The organism is Winslowiella sp. 2C04 (assembly GCF_050037805.1).
In the GTDB taxonomy this organism is placed as follows: Bacteria; Pseudomonadota; Gammaproteobacteria; order Enterobacterales; family Enterobacteriaceae; genus Erwinia; species Erwinia toletana_A.
Genome location: NZ_CP188300.1, coordinates 574,696 through 591,023 on the forward strand (window position 1 = coordinate 574,696; position 16,328 = coordinate 591,023).

The 16,328-nt window shown below is 54.2% G+C and carries 15 protein-coding genes and 1 riboswitch; of the genes, 8 read left to right on the plus strand and 7 right to left on the minus strand.

Annotated features, from left to right (window positions below; genetic code table 11):
* Nucleotides 1-129 precede the first annotated feature (129 nt).
* Nucleotides 130-1,143 carry a tRNA (adenosine(37)-N6)-threonylcarbamoyltransferase complex transferase subunit TsaD gene (gene tsaD, locus ACP3TC_RS02580; protein ID WP_313853798.1) on the plus strand — a complete coding sequence of 338 codons (1,014 nt, stop codon included), beginning with the start codon at nucleotides 130-132 and terminating at the stop codon, nucleotides 1,141-1,143.
* Nucleotides 1,144-1,161: 18 nt separating this feature from the next.
* On the opposite strand, the gene plsY is transcribed toward tsaD, so the two are convergent.
* On the minus strand, nucleotides 1,162-1,773 hold the full coding sequence (gene plsY / locus ACP3TC_RS02585) for a glycerol-3-phosphate 1-O-acyltransferase PlsY (RefSeq protein WP_313853797.1): 612 nt from the start codon (nucleotides 1,771-1,773) through the stop codon (nucleotides 1,162-1,164).
* A 107-nt stretch (nucleotides 1,774-1,880) separates the two neighbouring features.
* On the opposite strand from plsY, the gene folB reads away from it, so the two are divergent.
* Both folB and bacA read left to right on the plus strand, forming a co-directional pair.
* Nucleotides 1,881-2,240: a bifunctional dihydroneopterin aldolase/7,8-dihydroneopterin epimerase gene (folB, locus tag ACP3TC_RS02590; protein ID WP_313853795.1), complete on the plus strand. Its 360-nt coding sequence runs from the start codon at nucleotides 1,881-1,883 to the stop codon at nucleotides 2,238-2,240.
* Nucleotides 2,241-2,390: 150 nt separating this feature from the next.
* Nucleotides 2,391-3,209, plus strand: coding sequence for an undecaprenyl-diphosphate phosphatase (gene bacA, locus ACP3TC_RS02595; RefSeq protein ID WP_313853794.1), 819 nt, complete (start codon nucleotides 2,391-2,393; stop codon nucleotides 3,207-3,209).
* A 33-nt stretch (nucleotides 3,210-3,242) separates the two neighbouring features.
* On the opposite strand, the gene ACP3TC_RS02600 is transcribed toward bacA, so the two are convergent.
* Both ACP3TC_RS02600 and ACP3TC_RS02605 read right to left on the minus strand, forming a co-directional pair.
* The gene (locus ACP3TC_RS02600; protein WP_426817463.1) at nucleotides 3,243-4,463 is read right to left on the minus strand and encodes a multifunctional CCA addition/repair protein; all 1,221 of its coding nucleotides are present in this window, start codon (nucleotides 4,461-4,463) and stop codon (nucleotides 3,243-3,245) included.
* Between the two features lie 151 nt (nucleotides 4,464-4,614).
* Nucleotides 4,615-5,235 (minus strand): TIGR04211 family SH3 domain-containing protein, encoded by a 621-nt coding sequence (locus ACP3TC_RS02605; protein ID WP_313853792.1) that lies wholly within the window; start codon nucleotides 5,233-5,235, stop codon nucleotides 4,615-4,617.
* Nucleotides 5,236-5,455: 220 nt separating this feature from the next.
* Here ACP3TC_RS02605 and ACP3TC_RS02610 point away from each other — a divergent pair, with 220 nt between their 5' ends.
* The 3 genes from ACP3TC_RS02610 (at nucleotide 5,456) to hldE (ending at nucleotide 11,203) form a co-directional block, all read left to right on the plus strand.
* Nucleotides 5,456-6,778: an inorganic triphosphatase gene (locus ACP3TC_RS02610; protein WP_426817464.1), complete on the plus strand. Its 1,323-nt coding sequence runs from the start codon at nucleotides 5,456-5,458 to the stop codon at nucleotides 6,776-6,778.
* Between the two features lie 62 nt (nucleotides 6,779-6,840).
* A complete protein-coding gene (gene glnE / locus ACP3TC_RS02615) occupies nucleotides 6,841-9,687 on the plus strand; it encodes a bifunctional [glutamate--ammonia ligase]-adenylyl-L-tyrosine phosphorylase/[glutamate--ammonia-ligase] adenylyltransferase (RefSeq protein ID WP_426817465.1) in 2,847 nt (948 codons plus the stop codon).
* 85 nt (nucleotides 9,688-9,772) lie between these two features.
* Nucleotides 9,773-11,203, plus strand: a complete 1,431-nt coding sequence (hldE, locus tag ACP3TC_RS02620; RefSeq protein ID WP_313853789.1) for a bifunctional D-glycero-beta-D-manno-heptose-7-phosphate kinase/D-glycero-beta-D-manno-heptose 1-phosphate adenylyltransferase HldE — start codon at nucleotides 9,773-9,775, stop codon at nucleotides 11,201-11,203.
* 47 nt (nucleotides 11,204-11,250) lie between these two features.
* On the opposite strand, the gene ubiK is transcribed toward hldE, so the two are convergent.
* The gene (gene ubiK, locus ACP3TC_RS02625) at nucleotides 11,251-11,538 is read right to left on the minus strand and encodes a ubiquinone biosynthesis accessory factor UbiK (protein WP_313853788.1); all 288 of its coding nucleotides are present in this window, start codon (nucleotides 11,536-11,538) and stop codon (nucleotides 11,251-11,253) included.
* A 179-nt stretch (nucleotides 11,539-11,717) separates the two neighbouring features.
* A riboswitch (FMN riboswitch) is annotated at nucleotides 11,718-11,869 on the plus strand.
* 108 nt (nucleotides 11,870-11,977) lie between these two features.
* Between ubiK and ribB the strand changes: the two genes are divergently transcribed.
* Nucleotides 11,978-12,616 carry a 3,4-dihydroxy-2-butanone-4-phosphate synthase gene (gene ribB / locus ACP3TC_RS02630; protein WP_313853787.1) on the plus strand — a complete coding sequence of 213 codons (639 nt, stop codon included), beginning with the start codon at nucleotides 11,978-11,980 and terminating at the stop codon, nucleotides 12,614-12,616.
* Nucleotides 12,617-12,699: 83 nt separating this feature from the next.
* Here ribB and zupT read toward each other — a convergent pair whose 3' ends face one another.
* Nucleotides 12,700-13,467 (minus strand): zinc transporter ZupT, encoded by a 768-nt coding sequence (gene zupT / locus ACP3TC_RS02635; protein ID WP_313853786.1) that lies wholly within the window; start codon nucleotides 13,465-13,467, stop codon nucleotides 12,700-12,702.
* 152 nt (nucleotides 13,468-13,619) lie between these two features.
* Between zupT and ygiD the strand changes: the two genes are divergently transcribed.
* Entirely contained in the window at nucleotides 13,620-14,405 is a 786-nt protein-coding gene (gene ygiD / locus ACP3TC_RS02640) for a 4,5-DOPA dioxygenase extradiol (RefSeq protein ID WP_426817466.1), read from the plus strand.
* Nucleotides 14,406-14,459: 54 nt separating this feature from the next.
* On the opposite strand, the gene ACP3TC_RS02645 is transcribed toward ygiD, so the two are convergent.
* On the minus strand, nucleotides 14,460-15,620 hold the full coding sequence (locus ACP3TC_RS02645; RefSeq protein ID WP_426817467.1) for a glutathionylspermidine synthase family protein: 1,161 nt from the start codon (nucleotides 15,618-15,620) through the stop codon (nucleotides 14,460-14,462).
* Between the two features lie 8 nt (nucleotides 15,621-15,628).
* On the minus strand, nucleotides 15,629-16,291 hold the full coding sequence (locus tag ACP3TC_RS02650; RefSeq protein WP_313853781.1) for a DUF1190 family protein: 663 nt from the start codon (nucleotides 16,289-16,291) through the stop codon (nucleotides 15,629-15,631).
* Nucleotides 16,292-16,328: the final 37 nt, after the last annotated feature.

The window sequence follows — 16,328 nt, forward strand, 5'->3', positions numbered from 1 at the left end:
AATCAACTTGTCCACGTTGGAAAATTTTCTGCTTATTGTTCATGGAGTAACCGCTTAGCCGTCAAAATAGCCGCTGCGCAATCGGCGGTTGTGATAAACTGCGCGCCGCGAGAAAGAGGTAAAAAATTAATGCGTGTACTGGGAATTGAAACATCCTGCGATGAAACCGGCATCGCGATTTATGATGATGCCACCGGTTTGCTGGCTAACCAGCTGTACAGTCAGGTGAAACTGCATGCGGATTACGGCGGCGTGGTGCCTGAGTTGGCGTCACGCGATCACGTGCGTAAAACCGTGCCGCTGATTCAGGCGGCGTTAAAAGAAGCCGGGCTGACGGCGCAGGATATTGACGGCGTGGCTTACACCGCGGGCCCAGGCCTGGTCGGTGCGCTGCTGGTCGGCGCCACCATTGGCCGTTCACTGGCGTTTGCCTGGGGCGTGCCTGCGGTGCCGGTACACCATATGGAAGGCCACCTGCTGGCACCGATGCTGGAAGACAATCCACCGGACTTTCCGTTTGTGGCACTGCTGGTGTCGGGTGGTCACACCCAGCTGATTAGTGTTACCGGCATTGGTGAATATACCTTGCTCGGCGAATCGATCGACGATGCCGCTGGCGAAGCTTTTGATAAAACGGCCAAGTTACTGGGGCTGGATTATCCTGGCGGGCCAATGCTGTCGAAAATGGCACAGCAGGGAGAAGCGGGGCGTTTTACTTTCCCGCGCCCAATGACCGATCGTCCGGGGATGGATTTCAGCTTTTCCGGGCTGAAAACTTTTGCTGCCAATACCATTCGTGAAAACAGTAACGATGCGCAGACTCATGCGGACATCGCGCGTGCCTTCGAGGATGCGGTGGTCGATACGCTGGCCATTAAGTGCAAGCGCGCACTGGAAAGCACCGGATTTAAGCGTCTGGTGATTGCCGGTGGCGTCAGCGCCAACCACACCCTGCGCAGTAAACTGGCAGAAATGATGCAGGCGCGTGGTGGTGAAGTATTTTATGCACGCCCGGAGTTCTGTACCGATAACGGCGCGATGATTGCTTATGCCGGCATGGTGCGTCTGAAAGGCGGAACGCACGGTGAGCTGAGCGTAACGGTGCGCCCGCGCTGGCCGCTGGCTGAACTACCGGCAATCTGATGTCAAAAAAAATCCGCGTTAAGCGGATTTTTTGTCTTTATTCTTTTTCTTCCAGATTCTGGTTTCCTGCCCGCGCCACAGGCGCTGAATATTGTCGTGATGACGTAACAAAATCAGGCAGGAGAGCATTGCCACCGGAAACGTGAACTGCGGTTTAAACCACCAGACGTAGAAGGGTGCAATCAGCGCGCTGACGATTGCTCCCAGCGAAGAGTAGCCGCTGAGCAACACCGTCAGTAGCCAGGTGCCGGCCATCAGGCCGGTAAGATCAAAGCCGATTGGCGCGATGGCACCAAAGGCGGTCGCCACACCCTTACCACCTTTAAAATGGAAGAACACCGGATAGATATGGCCGAGGCAGGCAGCAATCGCCGTCAGGCCGAGGTACACCGGCGAGACGCCAAGAAAATAAGCCAGCCAAACCGGCAGCATGCCTTTCAGCACGTCAAATATCAGCACCGCCGCCGCCGCACCTTTACCGCCGATGCGTAACACGTTTGTGGCGCCAGGATTGCCGGAGCCACTGTGACGAGGGTCAGGTAATCCTGCCAGACGGCAAACCAAAATCGCGCTGGAAATGGAGCCGCACAGATACGCGAAAATAATCATACCAAGCGCGATAGCACTCATAACACCGTCCCGTACCGTAAGGGTCGTTTTCTTCTCATCATCAGTGGATAATACGCATAAACCGCCAGAAGTGGTATCCGGCTAACGCAAAAACAGAGACAGACATCATGGATATTGTATTTATTGAACAGCTAACGGTCATCACTACCATTGGTGTATATGACTGGGAACAGACCATTCAACAGAAATTAGTGTTCGATGTCGAAATGGCTTGGGACAACCGCAAAGCCGCGGCCAGCGATGATGTAAATGACTGCCTGAGCTATGCCGATGTGTCTGAAGCGATCATTTCTCACGTCGCTGAAGGTAAATTTGCATTGGTTGAGCGGGTGGCAGAAGAGGTCGCCTCGCTGCTGTTAGCGCGCTTCGCTTCGCCGTGGGTACGGATTAAAGTCAGCAAACCGGGCGCGGTCGCGCAGGCGGCGCAGGTTGGCGTCATTATTGAGCGCGGGACTAATCCGAAATAAAACCATTGTGATTGCCATCACAATGAAACCAAACCACATTATCGTATGTCATAAGCCTGTCGAAAACGTATCAGGCATCTTTTTCTGGCGGTCATCTGTTACAGCGGCCGCCTTTTTCGTGGTTTAAATATTTAGGGTAGAGGACGATTGATGGCAGATATTCATCAGCTTTGGGTGGCAGTTATCCTGGGCATTGTTGAGGGGCTTACCGAGTTTCTCCCCGTCTCATCCACCGGTCATATGATTATTGTCGGCCATCTGCTGGGGTTCGAAGGTCAGAAAGCTGAGACCTTTGAAGTGGTTATCCAGCTGGGTTCGATTCTGGCGGTGGTGGTAATGTTCTGGCGTCGCCTGTTTGGACTGATTGGCATTCACTTTGGCGAAGTCAAACATGAAGGGACCGGAACCGGCCATCTGACGCTGATTCATATTTTGCTGGGAATGGCACCCGCGGTAGTGATTGGCCTGCTGTTACACGATCAAATTAAATCGCTGTTTAACCCTATCAACGTGATGTATGCGCTGGTGGTCGGGGGTGTGCTGCTGCTGGCGGCCGAGTTCCTGAAGCCGAAGAAGCCAAAAGCAGAAGGCATTGATGATATTACTTACCGTCAGGCGTTTGTGATTGGTTGCTTCCAGTGTCTGGCTCTGTGGCCGGGTTTCTCGCGTTCAGGTGCCACTATTTCAGGCGGGATGCTGATGGGCGTCAGCCGTTATGCGGCGTCAGAGTTCTCGTTTATTCTGGCGGTTCCGATGATGATGGGCGCCACCGGGCTGGATCTGTACAAGAGCATGGGTTTCCTCAGCATGGCGGACTTGCCGATGTTTGCCGTCGGCTTTGTCACTGCCTTCATCGTCGCGCTGGTGGCGATTAAAACTTTCCTGCATATCATCAAACGAATTTCGTTTGTGCCGTTCGCTATCTATCGCTTTATCGTCGCTGCGGCGGTTTACATGGTGTTTGTCTAGTTGATAACAGGGCCAGCTATGCTGGCCCTTGTTTTATGCCGCTTTCCACGCCGCCAACGCTGCAACTCTTCTGCGTGTTAACTCTTCTCTTACCGCTGGCCCTTTAAAACCGGCTTCCACCACCGCTTTAGTTGATACGCTTAACGCCACCTGAAATGCCTGGCGCAAAAAATCACCCTGCGGATATGAATTACTTTCAAAACCGGTACGCCCGCGTGCATCGGCCTCGCTGGTTAAGGCAATTTGTTCGACACGCTGCGGTTTACGCCAGGCATCAATCCGGTCAAACAGCTGAATTAAAGTTTCGGGCTGCTGTCTCTCGATGGTATGCACCAGATCATGAACCTCGGCAACCAGCATCGAAAGGTCACGAATATGATTGGGTACCCGCAGCCGCTGGCAAAGCCCTTCAACCAGAGGCACACCGGCCAGTCCGTGGCCATGATGGCTCGGCCATTTCTCCGGTGGCGTTAGCGCTTTGCCAAGATCGTGACACAGCGTGGCGAAGCGCACGTCAGTTTCCGGGCTGAGCTGCGCAGCCATCGCCAGCGTCATTAGCGTATGAATGCCGGTATCGATTTCCGGATGCCATTTGGCCGGAGCCGGAATGCCGTACAGATTGTCGATTTCCGGAAACAGCACCGCCAGTGCATGACAGTCGCGCAGCACCTGGAAATAGACCTGAGGATTGGCCGACTGCAGCGCATTTTCCGTCTCTTTCCATACCCGTTCGGCGGTTAAGTGTGCCAGCTCACCGCTTTCTGCCATCTGACGCATTAGCTGCTGGGTTTCATCGGCAATGCGAAAGCCGAGATGGGCAAAGCGGGCGGCAAAGCGCGCCACGCGCAATACCCGTAAGGGATCTTCATTAAATGCGGCGGAGACATGGCGCAGCAGGCGTTTTGCAATATCGTCCCGGCCACCGTAAGGATCGATGTACTCGCCGTGCTCATCTCGGGCAATGGCGTTTATCGTCAAATCGCGGCGCATTAAATCCTGTTCAAGCGTGACGTCCGCCGCGAAATCGGTGACAAAACCGGTGTAACCCTGGCCTGACTTTCTTTCGGTACGCGCCAGCGCATACTCTTCACGGCTTTTTGGGTGTAAAAACACCGGAAAGTCGCGGCCTACCTGCTGATAGCCCTGTTCGAGCATTGTTTGCGGCGTAGCGCCGACCACCACCCAATCTTTATCTTTGACCGGCAGTTTAAGCAGACCATCGCGTACAGCACCACCGACAAGGTAAGTTTTCACTACAGATCTCCAGAGCACATTCATTGCTAAATTCGGGGTATTAAAAGGCAATCAGGGTAATTGTCGCACAAACGAGGGCAAATTGCGGGCAGGAAAAAACGGGCGGCGTAAAGCCACCTCGTCAGCATCAATGCATGGGCGTGCGGAAAAATTAGTTCATCCAGCGGTCGCTTTTTTTACGGCGCGGGATCATATGTGGCAACAGCAAACCTAACAGCAGGCCAACGCCTGCTACACCACCGCCATACATAAACCACTGCATTATGATGGTGCGCTGTTTATCATCAAGCTGCACATTGGCGGCATTAACTTTCTTCTGCGCGACCACTAACTCATTCTTCAACTTCTGGTTTTCGTCTTTGAGCCCGTTGATAACGCTGTCGCTACCGGCCACTTTCTTCTGCATATCGGCGGTGCGCTGATTCCAGCTGCCATCAATATTCGCCAGCTTGTCGGTGAGATCTTTTACCTGTTTTTCTAATTCCGGCACGCGGGTACGCAGACTTGGCTGTTCGCTCAGCTGCGCCAGTGGAATCCAGGTGGTACGCCCGTTGGCATCACGGATTTGCCCATATTTACTGTTATCATTGGTTTGCAGCAGGGTGACTTCTTCACCTGCGTTTACCGTACCAATCAGGCGATAATCATTGCTTGGGCCGCTACGTACCCAGGTCGACAATTCATCGGAAATATATCGTTTCTCTTCGGCGTGGGCGGAAAGGGTTACGCTGAAAGTCAGCAAAGTCAGGCCAATTAAGTGTGATTTCTTCATTAGATGTCGTTTTTGCAAAAAGTTCGGGAATGTAAAGGCACAGTCTGGAGAGGCTCCGCTTAAATCTGAATGAGAACTATCCTGGTCTCAGAGTCATGTCGTTGCGCGGGTAAAAGTATTAAGAAAGCCGAGACAGCAGCGCTTTTTCTGCATTACTCTTCACTCTTGACCTTTGCCTAATCTCAGCTGCCTGTGCCAGTGAGTATCTGAATAAGAAAATATGACCATCGAAATCGAATTAAAGTTCATTGTGCTGCCGGAAGCGGCAGCTAATCTCGCCGCGCAACTCGCTGCATGGCCGCATCAGCACACCCCCGCGGAGTCGCTGACCAATATCTACTTCGAAACCGCTGATAATCAGTTGCGGCGCTGGGATATGGGGCTGCGCATTCGTGGTTTCGGTGAACACTATGAAATGACGTTAAAAACCGCCGGTCAAACCATTGGCGGATTACATCAGCGTCCGGAATATAACATCGACTTGCAGCAGCCTGAACTTGATATTTTTCTGCTGCCTGCAGATATCTGGCCTGCTGGCTGCGATTTGGCTGCGTTACAACGGCAGCTTAGCGCGCTGTTCAGTACCCATTTTCAACGTGAAAAGTGGCTGGTGAGCTACAAGAGCAGCGAGATTGAAGTGGCATTAGACCGCGGCGAAGTGGCGGCCGGAGAGCTTAGCGAACCGCTGTATGAAGTGGAGCTGGAGCTGAAAAGCGGCGAGCGTGATGACCTGCTGGCCTTTGCAGCCGAGCTGGGCAAGATGAGCGGCTTACGCCTCGGTAGCCTGAGCAAAGCGGCGCGTGGCTATGCGCTGGCTCAGGGAGGCGCGCAACAGGCGCTGCGCCCGCTGCCGGTGATGCAGGTTAAGCGTAAAGCCACGGTTGAAGAGGGGATGCGTGCAGCATTTATGCTGGGTCTGAGCCAGTGGCAATACCACGAAGAGCTGTGGCTGCGGGGCAACCCAGCTGCGCGGGCTTCGGTACAGGAAGCGCTGGAAACGCTGCGTCAGGCGTTCTCGTTGTTTGGCGTATTGATTCCACGCAAGGCGAGCAGTGAGCTGCGCCAGAACTTAACCGCGCTGGAAGAGGCGTTGGCAGAGAAGCGCCCTGAGGCGCAAAACCTCTGTTTTAGCGCGCTATGGCTGGATACCCAGTTGGCACTTACTAACTGGCTGGCTACCGAGCGCTGGCGTCAGTTTATTGATGCCAAAGCCGATGCCAAACTACAGGGTTCGTTTAAGCGTTTCGCCGACATTATGTTGGGTCGTCTTGCTGCCGAGATGAAAGAGAGTTTCGACACAATCCATCACAACGGTGAGTATCGGGATAAAGCGCCGCGACTGGAGCGGCAGCTATTGGCGGTACATTTGTTAGCAGGTGCTTACGACAGTGCGGCGGTTGAAGCCTGGACCGGCAGCTGGAATCAACTGTTACAGGCGATTCGTTATCAGCAGGAGAGCTGGCTGGACGCACATTGCCGTCAGGCAGTGAAGCAGCCGGCATTCTGGATGAACGGCAGCGTTAAAGAGCGCCCGGAAGCCTGATTATTGAGTAAACCCTACGGGGCGACATCCCCGTTTTTCGCTATCGTCATCAGGGAGTGTTTATGTTGCCATCGTTATCACAACCGTTGCCGCCGCTGTTGCTGGAGCAAGCCGCAAAAGCGACTGAGCGGTTAAGTCTGCCGTTAACTGAGTTCAGCGCACAGCAGCAGGCAGTGCTGGCGTTCAGCGATTTCATCAGTGAAAACGTTGCTCAGCATCCGCACTGGTGGCAGCAGATAGTGCAGGTGGCACCACAGCCTGATGAATGGCAGCATTATCAACAGTGGCTGGACAATCAGCTGGCGACAGTGGCCGATGAGAATGCGCTGATGCGCGAGCTGCGGCTGTTTCGTCGTCATATGCTGGTGCGTATTGCCTGGATGCAGACGCTGGCAACCAGCAGCACGGAACAATCCTTGCAGCAGCTGAGCGTGCTGGCAGAGACGTTGATTGTCACCGCGCGCGACTGGCTGTATCAGGCGTGCTGCAAGGATCTGGGTACGCCTTGTAATGCCGCAGGCGAAGCGCAGCCGCTGCTGATTCTCGGCATGGGTAAACTCGGCGGCGGTGAGCTGAATTTCTCCTCGGATATCGATCTGATTTTCTCTTATCCGGAAAATGGCGCTACGCACGGTGGCCGTCGCGAGCTGGATAACGCGCAGTTCTTCACGCGGCTGGGGCAACGGCTGATCAAAGTGCTCGATCAGCCAACGATGGATGGCTTTGTCTATCGCGTTGATATGCGTCTGCGTCCGTTTGGTGACAGCGGGCCGCTGGTGTTGAGTTTTGCCGCACTGGAAGATTATTACCAGGAGCAGGGGCGTGACTGGGAGCGCTACGCGATGGTGAAAGCGCGACTGATGGGTGACAAAGATGACCGCTGGAGTCTGGAATTACGCCAGATGCTGCGGCCCTTTGTTTTCCGCCGCTATATCGATTTCAGTGTGATTCAGTCACTGCGCAATATGAAAGGCATGATTGCGCGTGAAGTGCGACGTCGTGGCCTGACTGACAATATTAAGCTCGGTGCCGGCGGGATTCGCGAAACCGAATTTATCGTGCAGGTATTTCAGCTGATACGCGGTGGACGTGAGCGCTCGCTGCAACTGCGTTCACTGTTGCCAACCCTCGAGTCGATTGGCGCATTGAATTTGTTGCCTGCATCGCAGATCGATCAGCTGCATGACAGCTACCTGTTTTTACGCCGGCTGGAAAACCTGTTGCAGAGCATTAATGATGAACAGACCCAAACTTTGCCCGCTGACGAGCTTAACCGCGCGCGGCTGGCGTGGGCGATGGGCTTCGCCGACTGGCAGGCGCTGCACGCCGGGCTTGATAAGCATATGGCGGCGGTACGGGCTATTTTCGACGAGCTGATTGGTGATGATGCGCCGGAAATTGATGAGAATCAGCAGGGGGCCGATTACGGCGTGCTGTGGCAGGATAAGCTGGAAGAGATTGAACTGGCTCCGCTGGTGCCGCATCTGGACGACATTGGTCGCCACAGCCTGCTGCGGGAACTGACGGATTTTCGCCATGATGTTGATAAGCGTACCATTGGACCGCGTGGCCGCCAGGCGCTCGATCAGCTAATGCCGCGATTACTGAGTGAGGTCTGCCCGCGTGATGATGCGGCAATTACCCTTAGCCGTCTGACGCCGCTGCTGCTCGGCGTGGTTACGCGCAGTACCTATCTTGAGCTGTTGACCGAATTTCATGGCGCATTACGTCATCTTATTCGCCTGTGTGCCGCGTCACCGATGCTGGCCAGCCAGCTGTCGCGCCATCCATTGCTGCTCGACGAACTGCTTGATCCGGCCACGCTTTATCAGCCGACCGCCACCGATGCCTACCGTGACGAACTGCGTCAGTATCTGCTGCGCATTCCGGAAGATGATGAAGAGCAGCAGCTGGAAGCACTGCGCCAGTTTAAACAGGCGCAGCATCTGCGTATTGCCGCGGCGGATATCGCTGAAACGCTGCCGGTGATGAAAGTCAGCGACCATTTAACCTGGCTGGCAGAAGCGATTATCGAGTCGGTGGTGCAGCAGGCGTGGAATATGATGGTGCAGCGCTATGGTCAGCCGTCACATCTGACCGGTGAAGGCGAGCGCGGTTTCGCGGTCATCGGTTATGGCAAGCTGGGCGGTTGGGAGCTGGGCTACAGTTCCGATCTCGATCTGGTGTTTTTGCACGACTGCCCGAATGATTCTGTAACCGACGGCGAGCGCAGTATCGACGGACGCCAGTTCTATCTGCGGCTGGCGCAACGCATTATGCATCTGTTCAGTACCCGCACTTCGTCGGGCATTCTGTACGAAGTGGATGCCCGCCTGCGTCCTTCAGGTGCCGCCGGGATGCTGGTCAGCACCTTTGATGCTTTCGATGACTATCAGCGCAATGAAGCCTGGACCTGGGAGCATCAGGCGCTGGTACGTGCGCGTATCGTTTATGGTGAAGCGGCACTCAGCCGACGTTTTGATGATATTCGTCGCGGAATACTCTGTCTGCCGCGCGATGCTGAGCAGTTGAAAACTGAAGTGCGCGAGATGCGGGAAAAAATGCGTGCGCATCTTGGCAGCAAACATAAAGGGCGCTGGGACATCAAAGCGGATGCGGGTGGCATCACGGACATTGAATTCATTACGCAATATCTTGTCCTACGTTACGCTTCGCAAGAACCGAAGCTGACGCGCTGGTCAGATAACGTGCGCATACTCGAGTTAATGGCAAATTATGAGCGGATGGATGAGGGCGAAGCCAAAGCGCTGACCAACGCCTACGTCACCCTGCGTGATGAGCTGCATCACCTGGCATTGCAGGAGTTGCCGGGGCATGTAGATGATGAGAGCTTTATTGAGGCGCGAGACGGCGTAACCGCCAGCTGGAAACGCTGGCTGGAAGCCTGATTGCTATCCCGCCGGGATAGACAGAGTTTTTAGCAATTATGCTATTATCCCGCGCAATATTTTTCTGCAGTCTGGAGTGTCAGGAATGAAAGTAACACTGCCCGATTTTAACCGCGCAGGCGTGCTGGTAGTTGGTGATGTCATGTTAGATCGCTACTGGTATGGCCCAACCAGCCGTATTTCACCGGAAGCGCCGGTGCCGGTAGTCAAAGTGGACAATGTCGAAGATCGCCCCGGCGGCGCGGCTAACGTGGCAATGAATATTGCTTCATTGGGGGCCGAATCGCGGCTGGTAGGGTTAACCGGCATTGATGATGCGGCACAGGCGCTAAGTGCTACCCTCGGTAGCGTCAACGTTCAGTGTGATTTTGTTGCGGTGCCCACTCATCCAACCATCACCAAGTTACGCATTCTTTCCCGTAATCAACAGCTGATCCGTCTTGATTTCGAAGAGGGATTTGAAGGTGTCGATCCGCAGCCGATCCACGATCGAATTTCGACTGCTCTGCCGTCTATTGGTGCGCTGGTGCTCTCTGATTATGCCAAAGGTGCACTGGCCAGCGTCGAAGCGATGATTAAGCTGGCGCGCGATGCCGGTGTGCCGGTGCTGGTGGATCCAAAAGGTACTGATTTTGCCCGCTATCGCGGTGCAACACTGTTAACGCCGAACTTCTCCGAGTTTGAAGCGGTGGTTGGTAAGTGCCACAACGAAGAGCAGATTGTTGAACGCGGTATGAAGCTGATTGCTGACTTTGAGCTGTCGGCGCTGCTGGTGACGCGTTCAGAAAATGGTATGACGCTGCTGCAACCGGGTAAAGAACCGCTGCATCTGCCGACTCAGGCGCAGGAAGTGTTTGATGTTACCGGTGCGGGCGATACGGTGATTGGCGTGCTGGCGGCAACGCTGGCGGCCGGAGATTCGCTGGAAGAAGCTTGCTTTATGGCGAATGCCGCAGCGGGCGTGGTGGTAGGCAAGCTGGGAACCTCAACCGTCAGCACGGTTGAACTGGAAAATGCCATTCATGCGCGCCCGGAAACCGGCTTTGGCGTTATGAATGAAGCCCAGCTGAAGCATGCGGTGGAGCAGGCACGGAAACGCGGCGAGAAAGTGGTGATGACCAACGGCTGTTTCGACATTCTGCATGCTGGTCACGTCTCTTATCTGGCGAACGCGCGCAAGCTGGGCGACCGTCTGATTGTGGCGGTGAACAGCGATGCATCGACGAAGCGTCTGAAGGGCGAAAGCCGTCCGGTTAATCCACTGATTAATCGCATGATCGTGCTGGGTGCGCTGGAAGCGGTAGATTGGGTGGTGGCTTTTGAAGAGGACACGCCACAGCGTTTAATTGCCGATGTACTACCGGATCTGCTGGTTAAAGGCGGAGATTACAAGCCGGAAGACATTGCCGGCAGCAAAGAAGTGTGGGCAAACGGCGGCGACGTGCGGGTGCTGAATTTTGAAGACGGCATCTCTACCAGCAATATCATTAAAAGCATCCGCTCAGCCAAAAGCTGATGCTTAAATAGCGGGACGGCTCAGGCTTGTCCCGCTATTTTGACTGATTATTGCGGATCTTCAGTCTTAATCACGGCTTGCGGCGCCGTTTCTGTTGCGCGGCTTTCCAGCGTAGCCAGACGCTGTTCCAGCGCGGACAGCTTTTCACGCGTGCGCAGTAACACCTGCGTCTGAACATCAAACTCTTCACGATTTACCAGATCCATGCGCGTCAGCTGTGCCTGCAATACCTGACGGATCTTCTTCTCAACGTCGTCGCCGAATTCACGAATGCCCTTTGGCATAGATTCATGAACCTGACGAGCAAGTTGTTCAATTTTTTTCGGGTCGATCATGGCGGTTTCCTGGTCGCAACAAGTATCTTGTAAGTGTAATGCCAGAAGGCAAAAGGATAAACCTTAAAACTGCATCGCCGTGAGACTTCTGGCCGCCGGGGGCTTAAAGAAGCACTGCGCATAACAATTTGCTGTTTTTGTTCGTTGCTCTGATTTTTTATTGGCGCTATAGTGAGTTCGCTTATTCTCAGGGCGGGGCGAAATTCCCCACCGGCGGTAAATCAGCTCACGCTGAAAGCCCGCGAGCGCTTCTGGTCGCCAGGCCCGAAGGTCAGCAGACCCGGTGTAATTCCGGGGCCGACGGTTAGAGTCCGGATGGGAGAGAGTAACGATATTTGTCGGGCTTTTGCTCGCCGCGCGTTATTTTTTGTCACTGCATGACACTCCTCAAGATCGCCCTGATTCTGGTAACCCATACACTTTATAAGGTTTATTTACCATGAATCAGACGCTACTTTCTGAATTTGGCACGCCGGAACAGCGTGTAGAACGTGCAATTGCAGCGCTGCGTGAAGGTCGCGGCGTAATGGTACTCGACGATGAAAATCGTGAAAACGAAGGTGATATGATCTTCGCGGCAGAGACCATGACGGTGGAACAAATGGCATTAACCATTCGCCACGGCAGCGGCATTGTCTGCCTGTGCATCAATGAAGAACGCCGCCAGCAGCTTGAATTACCGATGATGGTGGAAAATAACACCAGCTCCTATGGCACCGGCTTCACCGTGACAATCGAAGCGGCTGAAGGCGTCACTACCGGGGTCTCGGCATCCGATCGGCTGACCACCATCAAGGCCGCGATTGCCGATGATGCAAAACCCTCTGATCTGAATCGTCCTGGACACGTGTTCCCGTTGCGTGCGCATCAGGGCGGCGTGCTGTCTCGCGGCGGCCACACTGAAGCTACCATTGATCTGGTGACGCTGGCTGGGTTCAAACCTGCAGGTGTACTGTGCGAACTGACGAACGACGACGGTTCAATGGCGCATGCGCCTGAGGTTATTGTGTTTGCTAAACAGCATGATATGCCGGTTGTCACGATTGATGATTTAATCGCTTACCGCCAGAGCCGTTAATCTCCAGGCGGCGTTTTCGCCGCCCGTAAAGAGGATTTGCACTCTGCATGCCATCATGAGGGAGCCGAAAATGGCTCCCCACCTCAACCGGCTCCGGTACTTTGCAGTAACGCCAGACTGAATCCCATCACCGTCATGCCACAGAGTACGCCATAGCTGGGGTTATTGTGCGGATCGATCTCTTTCGCCAGCGGCATCAGTTCATCTACCGACAGCGCCACCATAATACCGGCAACTGCGGCCATCACTGCGGCCATAATGACCGGCGATACCATTGGACCGAGCAGCATAAATGCCAGCAGACCGCCAAGAATCTCGGCCATACCGGAAACACAGGCCCAAAATATAGCTTTTCTTTTTGAGCCGGTGGCGGCATACATCGGTCCGGCAACTGCCAGCCCCTCAGGAATATTGTGGATAGCGACCGCCAGCGCGACGCCAAGCCCCAGTTCAAGATCGCTGCTGGCAGTAACATAGGTAGCAATACCTTCAGGAAAGTTGTGCAAACTGATGCCAAGCGTCAGCAGAATCGCGGTGCGTCGCAGATTCTGCGGCTGCCCGCTGCTGTGGTTCATATCCTGCGGATGCTGATGCGGCACCATACGATCCAGCGCAAAATAACCCAGCAGGCCGAGCATAAACATGCCGTAACCCAGCATCGGTGGCATACCTGGTGTATGCAGCGCCGCGGGCAACATTTCCATTAATGAAATCAATAACATAATGCCAGCGGCAAAGCCGAGGGCGAAAGCTAACAGACGATTAGACGGTTTTTGTCCAATAACCCCCAACAGAGCGCCGATAAAGGTGGCAGCGCCCGCGAGAATCGTCAACAGCAACGGTACTGACATCTCACTCTCCGTAAATTAGTTCTCTGCACGTCATCATTCAGTGGCTATTCAAATTTATTGACCATCTTCATCACTGTTATCCGAGTTCTTCCGGTCAGTAAACGGCGTAAGGTAACCACTATTAACCATACTACTCTTTCCGGTGATGAATAATGAGTCAAATACGTATGCCGGCTCTTTTCCTGGGTCACGGCAGCCCAATGAACGTGCTGGAAGACAATATCTATACCGAAAGCTGGCGTAAACTGGGTGAAACCCTGCCGCGCCCGAAAGCGATTATTGCGGTTTCTGCCCACTGGTATACGCGCGGCACCGCAGTAACGGCGATGGCGCAGCCCCGCACCATCCATGATTTCGGTAACTTTCCGCAGGCACTGTTTGATACTCACTATCGCGCCGCTGGCTCGCCAGCACTGGCGCAGCAGATTGCGGATGCGTTGTCGCCGGTTGAGGTGCAGCTCGATCAGGAGTGGGGCCTCGATCATGGCTCCTGGGGCGTGCTGATTAAAATGTACCCGGATGCGGATATTCCGGTGGTGCAGTTAAGCGTCGATGGCACTAAACCCGCGGCATATCATTTCGAACTGGGACGTAAGCTGGCCGCTCTGCGCGAGCAGGGGATTATGATTGTGGCCAGCGGCAACGTGGTGCATAACCTGCGGATGGCGCGCTGGCAGGGTGAAGCAGCTGCTTATCCGTGGGCTGAGTCGTTTAATCAGTATGTGCGCGATAATCTCGACTGGCAGGGGCCGGATGAGGAACATCCGTTGGTGAATTTTATGCGTCACGAAGGTGCTGCCTTATCGAATCCGACACCTGAACACTATCTGCCGCTGCTGTATGTGCTGGGAGCCAGAGCGTCAGATGAAGCGATTTCGATCCCGGTTGACGGAATTGAAATGGCATCATTGAGTATGCTTTCGGTGCAGGTAGGTTGAGTTACTGAAGATTGTTATGGGCGGCGAGAAGCCGCCCCCGACAATCGGCAGGACTTATTCGATAAAGGCGTGCGGATAAAAGCGCGAAAGATCCTGAGTGATCAGGGCGCGATCTTCACGTAAGCCAATACCGGCTGGTTGATCGTTAATCAGCCAGCTGCCGATCAGCGTGTAACTGTCGCCGAATTTAGGCAGTTCATGAAATTGCTGAACAATCATGCCTTCTTCACCGTATGGCCCGTCAACACGCGCGATTTCCTCACCGTTTTCCACGATGCGGATATTCGCACCTTCACGTGAGAACAGCGGTTTCACCACGTATTTATCCATTGGCGGCACATCATCCTCGGCAAAGTAAGCCGGCAGCAGGTTAGGATGATTTGGGAACATTTCCCACAATAACGGCAGCAAGGCTTTATTGGAAATAATGCTCTTCCACGCCGGTTCCAGCCAGCGGACGCCAGCGTCTTCCAGCTTGGTGGAGAACATCTCGCGCAGCATAAATTCCCACGGGTAGAGCTTGAACAGATTACCAATTACCTGATCGTGAATATCGGTAAACTGGCCTTTTTCGCCGAGGCCGATTTCATCCATATACAGGAACTCAGAGGGTAAGCCCGCTTCGGTGGCACAGTCTTGCAGATATTGCACCGTACCACGATCTTCATCGGTATCGCGACAGCAGGCGAAGTGCAGCCAGCTAAATCCATGTTGTTGATGCAGCTCAGTAAACCGCTCGATCAGTTTTTCCTGCAGACTATTAAACTGGTCTGTTCCGGCAGGCAGCTGGCCGGCATTCAGCTGATCTTCCAGCCAAATCCACTGAAAAAATGCCGCTTCATACAATGAGGTTGGCGTGTCGGCGTTGTTTTCCAGCAGCTTGGCATCACCCTCGCCATCCCATGCTAAATCCAGACGCGAATAGAGCGACGGCTGCGAGGTTTTCCACGACTGACGGACAAAGTCCCAGGTGTGTTTGGGAATGCAAAATTTGGTCATCAGCGCGTCACTGTTGACCACTTTCTCTACCACCTGCAGGCACATCTGGTGCAGCTCGCGGGTGGTGTCTTCCAGGTAATCAATCTGCGGCAGTGTGAACTGGTAATAAGCATCTTCACACCAGTACGGTTCGCCGTGCATGGTGTGAAAGCGAAAGCCGTATTCGGTGGCTTTTTCGCGCCAGTCAGGTCGTTCGGTAATCGCAATGCGCTTCATCGGGCTGATTAGCCTCCGTAAGAACGACTGGTGCCAGAAGCGGCGCTGTTACGCTGCATGCTGTTTTGCTTCGCCACGCTCTCACCAAAGCCGCCGCGCGTCACGGTGCTGGTGGTTGCTGGTTTTGGCGCCAGTGCGGTTTTCGGTACGGTCATGGTGCGGCCGGAAGTGGCATTACCATAATTACGACCGCTGGCATCAACAAACTTACCGTTAGCCGGGCTGTTCGGTGCGCGTGAGGTAAACAACGGTTGTGATGCGCCACCGCTCATCATACGGCCCATCATATAGCCCGCCATCAGCGGCATCCAGAAGCTGCCACTTTGCTGAGCTTCAGCATTGTTAGTGGTACCTACACCGGCCTGCGCTGGAGTCTGCTGGCACTGGCTTTCACCAAACTCAGCCACGCAGTCTTCGCGAGTCGCATATTTAGGCGCGGTTTTTTCGGCTTCTTTCAAGGCGTTATTATAAGCAGTGGTGCATTGTGCGCTCTGGCCAGGGTTGGCTTTTGCACAATCATCTGCATTCTGGAACATGGAGACGGTTTCATCTGACTGTTCACAGCCAGCCAGCATAAATACAGCAGTAACGGCCAGCGCAACTGGCGTTAAATGACGTGCGCTCCAACTCTTACGGAAGGAGGCATGTTTAATTTGTTTAGTCCGTTTCATAGCAATCTGTCCTGTGCCCAAAGGTAGTGCATAGAAT